Source organism: Synechococcus sp. H55.2, assembly GCF_047462495.1.
Classification (GTDB): domain Bacteria; phylum Cyanobacteriota; class Cyanobacteriia; order Thermostichales; family Thermostichaceae; genus Thermostichus.
In genome coordinates this window covers 1-682 of record NZ_JANSJH010000227.1, presented here as the reverse complement: position 1 = coordinate 682, position 682 = coordinate 1, and the positions used below count along the sequence as shown (strand labels likewise).

1 protein-coding gene is annotated in these 682 nt (G+C 58.8%); it reads left to right on the top strand.

Translation table 11 applies throughout. The annotated features are described in order from the left end of the window. Positions 1-128 precede the first annotated feature (128 nt). Positions 129-682 (top strand): TIGR02221 family CRISPR-associated protein (csx2, locus tag NW844_RS13060; protein WP_414336265.1); only part of this gene is annotated, 554 nt, incomplete at its 3' end.

Here is a 682-nt window from a genome sequence, read left to right as displayed (position 1 = left end):
CCGGGCTCCTTCCACCTTCACTGCTTGGGAAAAGGCGTCTTGTTTTCGTGAAGGGGGAGCTTCCAGGTTGCGGTAGCTTGCAGGCGGTTGTGCTTTGATGCTTTGCAGACCCAACCGCGAGGATCCCTATGGCTAAAACCCTTTTGACCACCCTGGGCACCGGCGATTACACCGAGACGGTGTATTGTTTTGGGGAGCGGCGGGCAGAGAAAACCTGCTACGTTGCCAAAGCCCTCTGCCAGCTCTTTGAGATTGACAGAATTATCCTCCTGCTGACGGAAGAGGCCCGCGCCAAGCACTGGAGCCGCCTGCAGGAAGATCTACCGCCCCATGTGGAGAAGGTGGCCAAGGCCATTCCCGAAGGCAAAACCGAGGCGGAGACCTGGGCCATCTTCGACGTGCTGGTTGATAGCATCGAGCCCAACACCCGGCTGTTTTTCGATATCACCCACGCCTTTCGCTCCATCCCCCTGCTGGTGCTCTTGGGAGCTGCCCTTTTGCGCAAGGCCAAAAATGTCGAGATCCAGGGGCTCTACTACGGCCTCTACCGCCCTGGTCAGGCAGAAACCCCCATTATCGATCTCACCCCCGCCCTTCGGCTTTTGGACTGGCTGACGGCCACCGACAAGTTCATCAGCACCGGCTCAGCCCTGGAGCTGGGGCAGCTTTTGGACAGGGTTCA